The sequence below is a fragment of the Pseudobacteroides cellulosolvens ATCC 35603 = DSM 2933 genome (assembly GCF_001262605.1).
GTDB classification, from domain to species: Bacteria; Bacillota; Clostridia; order Acetivibrionales; family DSM-2933; genus Pseudobacteroides; species Pseudobacteroides cellulosolvens.
Genome location: NZ_LGTC01000001.1, coordinates 5,823,848 through 5,832,500, shown reverse-complemented (window position 1 = coordinate 5,832,500; position 8,653 = coordinate 5,823,848). Strand labels below are relative to the sequence as shown.

General features: G+C 38.1%; 4 protein-coding genes, 2 rRNA genes and 1 pseudogene (1 of these 7 only partly in view). All 7 read left to right on the top strand.

The features are described 5' to 3' along the window. Positions 1-2,572 (top strand): 23S ribosomal RNA (locus tag Bccel_RS24165); it begins 478 nt to the left of the window's first position. 339 nt (positions 2,573-2,911) lie between these two features. Then, positions 2,912-3,028 (top strand): 5S ribosomal RNA (rrf, locus tag Bccel_RS24160). Positions 3,029-3,208: 180 nt separating this feature from the next. Then, positions 3,209-3,862 carry an accessory gene regulator ArgB-like protein gene (locus Bccel_RS24155; RefSeq protein ID WP_036935005.1) on the top strand — a complete coding sequence of 218 codons (654 nt, stop codon included), beginning with the start codon at positions 3,209-3,211 and terminating at the stop codon, positions 3,860-3,862. Between the two features lie 523 nt (positions 3,863-4,385). Then, a complete protein-coding gene (nadA, locus tag Bccel_RS24150) occupies positions 4,386-5,297 on the top strand; it encodes a quinolinate synthase NadA (RefSeq protein WP_036935007.1) in 912 nt (303 codons plus the stop codon). Positions 5,298-5,347: 50 nt separating this feature from the next. Beyond that, positions 5,348-6,921: pseudogene (nadB, locus tag Bccel_RS24145) on the top strand (L-aspartate oxidase). Between the two features lie 61 nt (positions 6,922-6,982). Further along, a complete protein-coding gene (gene nadC / locus Bccel_RS24140; protein WP_036935011.1) occupies positions 6,983-7,816 on the top strand; it encodes a carboxylating nicotinate-nucleotide diphosphorylase in 834 nt (277 codons plus the stop codon). Between the two features lie 349 nt (positions 7,817-8,165). After that, the gene (locus tag Bccel_RS24135; protein WP_036935014.1) at positions 8,166-8,432 is read left to right on the top strand and encodes a Veg family protein; all 267 of its coding nucleotides are present in this window, start codon (positions 8,166-8,168) and stop codon (positions 8,430-8,432) included. Positions 8,433-8,653: the final 221 nt, after the last annotated feature.

The following is an 8,653-nucleotide window of genomic DNA, read 5'->3' as shown; positions in this document are numbered from 1 at the left end:
ACTGGTGACCGATAGTGAAGCAGTACCGTGAGGGAAAGGTGAAAAGAACCCCGGGAGGGGAGTGAAATAGAACCTGAAACCCTATGTTTACAAGCAGTTGTAGAGCATTAAGGCTCGACAGCGTACTTTTTGTAGAACGGTCCGGCGAGTTATTGTACGTAGCAAGGTTAAGTACTTAAAGGTACGGAGCCGAAGGGAAACCGAGTCTTAATAGGGCGATAAGTTACGTGTAATAGACCCGAAACCGGGTGACCTATCCATGGACAGGTTGAAGCGGGAGTAAAATCTCGTGGAGGACCGAACCACATGACCGTTGAAAAGGTCTGGGATGAGCTGTGGATGGCGGAGAAATTCCAATCGAACTCGGAGATAGCTGGTTCTCCCCGAAATAGCTTTAGGGCTAGCCTCAAGGGAGTCTAACGGAGGTAAAGCACTGAATGGGCTAGGGGCCTTACCGGGTTACCGAACCCTATCAAACTCTGAATGCCGTATAGATGCTCCTTGGGAGTCAGACAGCGTGAGATAAGTTTCGTTGTCAAAAGGGAAACAGCCCAGACCATCAGCTAAGGTCCCAAAATCACAGTTAAGTGGAAAAGGATGTGGGTTTGCTAAGACAACTAGGATGTTGGCTTAGAAGCAGCCACTCATTCAAAGAGTGCGTAATAGCTCACTAGTCGAGTGAGCCTGCGCCGAAAATTACCGGGGCTAAAACTGTGTACCGAAGCTATGGCTTTGTGTGTGTTCAATGGTGTTACTTTAATAAGCAGTAAAGTGAAGGGAAGCTTCACGAAAAATATCCTTGTGAAACAAATAAGATATTTTTCGTTAAATTGTCCTCAAGCTAAAGCTGTGAATTAGGGAGCAGCATTGAGCACACACGAGGGGTAGGGGAGCTTACTGTTGTAGGCTGAAGCATGATCGTAAGGACATGTGGACGAAGCAGTAGTGAGAATGCCGGAATAAGTAGCGAGAGTAAAGTGAGAATCTTTACCGTCGAAAACCTAAGGTTTCCTGGGGAAGGTTCGTCCGCCCAGGGTAAGTCGGGACCTAAGCTGAGGCCGAGAGGCGTAGGCGATGGACAACAGGTTGAAATTCCTGTACTACCGTTAGCCGCTATTAGAGAAGTGGGGACGCAGGAGGATAAGTCAAGCGAGTGACTGGAAGAGCTCGTTCAAAGAAGGTAGACAGTTTGGTAGGCAAATCCGCCAGACGGTTCGAATATCTTATGAGGAGGGAAATTAGAGTACCGAAGTGACAGATTCCACGCTGACGAGAAAAGCCACTATCGAGGATGATGGTACCCGTACCGCAAACCGACACAGGTAGGTGAGGAGAGAATCCTAAGACGATCGGGAGAAGCGTTGTTAAGGAACTCGGCAAATTGACCCCGTAAGTTCGCAATAAGGGGTGCCTCAGCAATGAGGTCGCAGAGAATAGGCCCAAGCAACTGTTTATCAAAAACACAGGTCTCTGCTAAATCGAAAGATGAAGTATAGGGGCTGACGCCTGCCCGGTGCTGGAAGGTTACGGGAATCTGTAAGTCGCAAGGCGAAGCAGTGAACTTAAGCCCCAGTAAACGGCGGCCGTAACTATAACGGTCCTAAGGTAGCGAAATTCCTTGTCAGGTAAGTTCTGACCCGCACGAATGGCGTAATGACTTGGGCACTGTCTCAACAACGTACCCGGCGAAATTGTAGTACTTGTGAAGATGCAAGTTACCCGCGACTAGACGGAAAGACCCCATGGAGCTTTACTGTAGCCTGATACTGGGTTTCGGTATTCTTTGTACAGGATAGGTGGGAGGCTTGGAAGTAGTGGCGCTAGCCATTATGGAGCCAATGTTGGGATACCACTCTAAGAGTACTGGAACTCTAACCAGAGTCCGTAATCCGGACTTGGGACAATGTCAGGTGGGCAGTTTGACTGGGGCGGTCGCCTCCCAAAAGGTAACGGAGGCGTCCAAAGGTTACCTCAGCACGGTTGGAAATCGTGCATCGAGTGCAAAGGCATAAGGTAGCCTGACTGCGAGACAAACAAGTCGAGCAGGTACGAAAGTAGGGCTTAGTGATCCGGTGGTATGAAAGTGGAATTGCCATCGCTCAACGGATAAAAGCTACCCTGGGGATAACAGGCTTATCTCCCCCAAGAGTCCACATCGACGGGGAGGTTTGGCACCTCGATGTCGGCTCATCGCATCCTGGAGCTGTAGTAGGTTCCAAGGGTTTGGCTGTTCGCCAATTAAAGCGGTACGCGAGCTGGGTTCAGAACGTCGTGAGACAGTTCGGTCCCTATCTGTCGCGGGCGCAGGATATTTGAAGGGATCTGTCCTTAGTACGAGAGGACCGGGATGGACGAACCTCTAGTGCACCAGTTGTCACACCAGTGGCACAGCTGGGTAGCCAAGTTCGGCAGGGATAAACGCTGAAGGCATCTAAGCGTGAAACCCACCCTAAGATGAGATATCCCACCGTAAGGGTAAGACCCCATGTAGACTACATGGTTGATAGGTCAGGAGTGTAAGTGCAGTAATGCATTAAGCTGACTGATACTAATAGGTCGAGGGCTTGACCAATTATACAGGTATTTATAAAGAGAGTCTTTATCATAGTTAAATCATCAATTCTTGTCAATATTACTTCATTATATAGTTTTGAGGGTATATAAGAAATCACTTAGACGCTACTTCCGATTCGAGTGGGTGTTGACGAAACTAAGTCAACACATGAGCGAGATTAGCGGAAGTTAGGATAAGAGATTTCAAGAAATCATTTAGACATTACTTCCGATTCGAGCGGGTGTTGACGAAACTAAGTCAACACATGAGCGAGATTAGCAGAAGTTAGGATAAGAGATTTCACCTGATAATTAAATAGTCAAAAGTTGATAGGCAAAAGCCTTATCAATTAAATTTTCTGGTGATGATTACGAGAAGGTCACACCCGTTCCCATCCCGAACACGGCAGTTAAGCTTCTTAGTGCCGACGATACTTAGACGGTTGCGTCTTGGTAAAATAGGTAGTCGCCAGATTTATATCAGAGCCTTATGTTAATAGCATAAGGCTCTGTTTGTATTTACAAAGTGCTTGTAGCAAAAACCATATATGACAATACAATTATTTATGGAAAACTAATTAAATAAATAGTATAATAAATTATGTAAATTAAATAGAATGAACCAATAATACTCTATTCATGAGGGGGAGCAAGAATGAAATTAATAAGCGTCTTAGCTTTTCGTTGTGCAAATTTATTAATGAAGCAGCTAAAAGAAAATCATGAAAAAAGAAGAGTATACTACTACGGTTTTACGGTTGTCTTTGGAGCAATTTTAAAGGGGCTGATAATTGTATCTGTTTCATATCTTTTAGGAGTACTGCTGCCTACTTTTTTTATCGTCTTAATGTTTGGATCGGTAAGGATGATTGTTGGAGGTAGTCATCTAGATAAATATTGGAGATGCATATTTACATCCCTTTCTTTCTTTATCCTAATCAGTATAACGTCAAAATATACATTCAGTTATTGGAGCGGTACAAGTATAGTTGCATTTGTTATTATAACTTTTACAATAGCTTTTGCAGGGATACTTAAGTGGGCACCTTCTGATTCTCCAAACAGGCCAATAACCAATGAGAAAGAAATAAAGAAATTTAGAAACCTATCAATTATATATGCCATACTATGGCTTTTGGTAATTTTCTCTGCATCAATTCTCAATATCACTGGAAATTTTTCAGATTCATCAAAGATTTATATTATTGCGGCATGCTTTACCTTCCTACTGGCCATATTTGCTATAAGTCCAGCTGGGTACAAATTTTTTAGCTTTATTAGCGGTAAAAAGACAAAAGTCAAATTTTAGTATACATTTTAAATGTTGAGAAATTTATTTTTAATATACAAATGTAGACGAATCAACTGCATTTGCTATTGTAAAATCTTTTTTGCAACATAATTACATTAATATTGATTTATCCATAATTGTTTCTTTACAAAAAAGCATTATAGTATTAAAATAGACATTATACAAACTTTTTATTAATGTAAGAAGGATTCTTTTAAAGATTGCTTCACACATTTCGCAAGACTTAAGACCTAACAGACTGCTTTGCGAAACTGATATGTGAAGTTATTTGTTTAAAACGAATTCTTATTTTATAATATATTTTGTTAAAAGTTTAGCAATATTTATGACTTTATGTTGAATCAATATGGTATATACAGTAATTTCTTATAGTAATACAAAAATTGTATTATCAACTTAGTGATTTTGTTGATGTCTAGGAAATTATGATGTATACTACACCACAATTTCTCACGATAATAACCAAGTTTGAAAAATCACCTTGTGATTTTTTATAAAAGATTTAAGGTAGGGACAATAAATGGATAACAATGAGTTAAAGAAAAAAATCATTGAGTTAAAAGAAAAAAGAAATGCTGTTATTGTGGCACATAATTATCAGGTAGATGAGGTCCAAGAGATAGCAGATGTTGTAGGGGATTCCTTTGCACTAAGCAAGTATTGTGCATCTGTTGATATCAATACAATAGTATTTTGCGGGGTACACTTTATGGCTGAAAGTGCCAAAATACTGAGTCCAGAAAAAACAGTACTTCTTCCTGAAATTGATGCAGGGTGTCCAATGGCAGATATGGTTACTGCAGAAGGCCTAATTGAAATGAGGAAGAGGCATCCTGGTGCGGTGGTGGTTTGCTATATAAATTCTTCTGCAGAGGTAAAGGCTGAGAGTGATATATGCTGTACATCTTCTAATGCAATTGATATTGTTAAGAAGATTAAGGAGAAGGATATTATTTTTGCTCCTGATCAAAATCTGGCTAATTTCGTTGCAAAGCAGGTTCCTGATAAGAATATTATACCATGGAACGGCTTTTGTATAACGCACCATAAAATAAAAGCAGAAGATGTATTGAAGATTAAAGAAATTTACAAAGACAGTCTTCTACTTGTCCATCCTGAGTGTAAACCTGAAATAGTAGAATTGGCAGATTTTGCAGGAAGTACCAAGCAAATAATTGATTATGCTACAGAATCAAAGCATGAAAATTTTATTATCGGTACAGAAATGGGTGTTTTATTTAAGCTTAAAAAACAAAACCCTAATAAAACATTCTATCTTATGTCCCAAGGGTTGCTATGTCCAAACATGAAAAAAACATCTCTTCAAAGCGTCTATAATTCACTTAATGATATGAAATATGAAATTAATGTTGATGAAGATATAAGAGTAAGGGCTAAGAATGCCCTTGATAGGATGCTTGAATTAAGTTAAAATTATTTCAAATTTGTAAAGGGCTGATTGAATTGAATGATTTAAGGTATTTGATAAATTTTAATTCCGAGGAAATAGAAACAGAATATCATGATGTTATTATTATAGGCAGTGGGATTGCAGGAGTATACACAGCTCTTGAAATTCCTGAAGAGTTTGATGTTGCTATTGTGACAAAAGAGACTATTGATATTAGCAACTCGGTTTTAGCACAAGGCGGTATAGCTGTTTCTCTTGATAAGGAAGATTCGCCCGAGCTTCATTTTAAAGATACTATTGTAGCGGGTGCTGGTTTGTGTGATGAGGAAAGTGTTTGGGTGCTTGTTAAAGAAGCTGCATCAAATATAGAGTGTATTTGCAAGTATGGAGTCAACTTTGATAAAAAGGGTGATGATCTGGCGTTAACAAGAGAGGGTGCCCATAGTAAAAACAGGATTATCCATGCAGGCGATACAACAGGTAAGGAAGTTTGTGACAAGCTTATTGCTGAGGTTAAAACGCGTAAAAATGTTGTTATTAAGGAAAGGGTTTTCGCCATTGACCTTATAACAGAAAATAACGAATGTAAGGGTATTCTGGTATATGATGAGGATACCAGTGCGTTTAAATTATACTTATCTAATTTTGTTATATGTGCTACCGGAGGCTTTGGACAGATTTATACAAATACAACTAATCCGGAGGTTGCTACAGGAGATGGAATTTCCCTTGCTTATAGAGCGGGAGCGGAGCTTATGGACATGGAGTTCATTCAGTTTCATCCTACTGTTCTGTATCATCCTGAGAACAAAACCTTTCTTATTTCTGAAGCTGTTAGAGGTGAAGGGGCTATGCTTCTTAATAACAAAGGGCAGAGGTTCATGCCTGATTACCATGAATTGCGTGAATTAGCTCCAAGAGATATAGTTTCACGGGCAATTTTTGCTGAAATGACAAAAACCGATTCCACCAATGTTTATCTTGATATTTCTTTTAAGGACAAGGAGTATCTTGAAAACCGATTTCCAAATATTCTTAAGACCTGTCTTAGCTATGGAATAGATATAACTAAAGATACAATCCCCGTATCTCCTGCAGAGCATTACTGTATGGGGGGATACGGACGGATGTATTCGGAAGGACTAATATAAAAGGTTTTTACTCCTGTGGTGAGGCAGCTTGTACAGGTATACACGGAGCTAATCGTTTGGCTAGCAATTCTCTACTTGAAGGCCTTGTATTCGGACATAAGATAAGTGATCTTGTAAAGGAAGAACTGAATGATAAAGATAGAAGAACGGTCCGTTTATCCATGAATTATTCTGTTCTAAGGAAAAAGGTCCAACTGGATAAAAAAGAGATAAGGAATAAAGTTCAGGAAATTATGACTAAGTATGTGGGTATTATCAGAGATGAAAAAGGTCTTTTGCATGCATCAAATTTAATAAATGGTTATTATGAAACTATAAGTAATATGGAATATAGCACCATTGAGGATTTTGAACTGCATAATATTGTGCTTTTATCAAAGCTTGTAGTAGAATCCGCATTAGAAAGAAAGGAAAGCAGAGGAGCACATTTCAGATCTGACTATAGTAAAACAGATGATCAAAACTGGCAAAAAAATATTATAGTTAAAAAATAATATGGTTTGTCTATTAATCATTTATTTGATTCATTTATATGAAATTGTGGAGAGTGGTTAAATGTTAAATAAATTTGAACTTGATGATTTTATAAAAGCAGCTTTGAAGGAGGATATAGCTTTAGGTGATATTACCACCGACAGCCTTATTGACAAAGCATCAACTTCTACAGCTGTTTATATAGCAAAGGATGACGGTATCATAGCAGGTTTGTTTGTGTCTGAAAGGGTATTTAAAATACTAGATGAAGAAATTGAGTTTATGAAAAAGGTTAATGACGGTGATAGGGTCAAAAAAGGGGATATAATTGCTCAAATAAAAGGCAGCACATCTGCATTATTAAAAGCAGAAAGAACTTCTTTAAACTACTTACAGCATCTTTCAGGAATAGCAACTAAAACTGGTATGTTTGCTGAAAAATTGGAGGGTCTTAATACCAAGGTAGTGGACACAAGGAAAACCACTCCAGGTCTTAGAGCACTTGAGAAATATGCTGTTAAAATGGGAGGCGGCTCAAACCATAGATTTTGCCTCTCCGATGGTGTTTTGATAAAGGATAATCACATTAAAGCAGCCGGCGGGGTAAAACAAGCAATAGAAAAGGTAAGGCAAAATATTCCTCACACCATAAAGATTGAAGTTGAGACAGAGACAATTGAGCAGGTAAGAGAAGCTATAAGTGCAAAAGCAGATATAATTATGCTTGACAATATGAGTCTGGATCAGATGAAGGACGCTGTTCAGTTAATTGACAGAAGAGCAACTGTTGAGGCGTCGGGAAATGTAAGCCTGGATTTTATACGACAAATAGCAGAAACCGGAGTAGATATAATATCTGTAGGAGAGTTGACACATACTGTTAAGGCATTTGATATATCAATGCGGTTCGTTTAATACTGCGTAATATATAAAGACACTTTGGACTTTTTAGGTATGCTCAAAGCAGGAAGTAATATTTCAATCATGCCTAGATAAGAGTTCAAGGTGTCTTTTTGTATATATTTATACACATACACAGGAGATTGTCGCGATAAGCGTTGTTATATAAACAATAGGATAATCAACATAGGTATCCATAGAAACAGAACAAAAGGATACAAATGTGTTTGATAAAATTAGAATAAATGTTCTGTTTTAAAAAAGTACTTGACACAAATAAAAAATCCCTGTTATAATATATATTTTTTTGACAAAATTTTTTATTTGTGATATAATTATATCAAACAGAAGATGAGGTGATTAAATGATTGAGAAGGGTGATTTGTTTCAGATTAAAAGGGATATTGAAACCTGCATAGGCGAAAAAGTTCAATTAAAAGCGAACAAAGGAAGAAAAAAGACGTTTATAAGAGAAGGCGTACTTGAAAACACCTATTCCAGCATCTTCATAGTAAAGTTTGAAAATGAATACGAAGCTACCAGAAGAGTATCATACAGTTATACGGATATATTGACAAAAGCAGTTGAGTTGGTAGTTTGCAAGGACAACAAGAGAATTCAAGTCAGCTGATGTTGCTATAGGTATTAAAATAATTGCAATTACTTTTCAAGAATATAAAAAGGCCGGATCAATCCGGCCTTTTTATATTCTTGAAAAAATTAATCCATTAGTAATATAAGAATAAAAAAATTATCATATATTCTCAAAAGTTTTAATATACATTAATCAGAAATGACTAAATTATTTTAGTTATTCTTAAGCACATTCCAAATTTGATTAGTCATTTTGAA

What these genes read in the sequence shown, in the direction of transcription:
- Bccel_RS24155 (WP_036935005.1), top strand. Translation starts at nt 3,209, where the DNA reads ATGAAATTAATAAGCGTCTTAGCTTTTCGTTGTGCAAATTTATTAATG.
- nadA (WP_036935007.1), top strand. Translation starts at nt 4,386, where the DNA reads ATGGATAACAATGAGTTAAAGAAAAAAATCATTGAGTTAAAAGAAAAA.
- nadC (WP_036935011.1), top strand. Translation starts at nt 6,983, where the DNA reads ATGTTAAATAAATTTGAACTTGATGATTTTATAAAAGCAGCTTTGAAG.
- Bccel_RS24135 (WP_036935014.1), top strand. Translation starts at nt 8,166, where the DNA reads ATGATTGAGAAGGGTGATTTGTTTCAGATTAAAAGGGATATTGAAACC.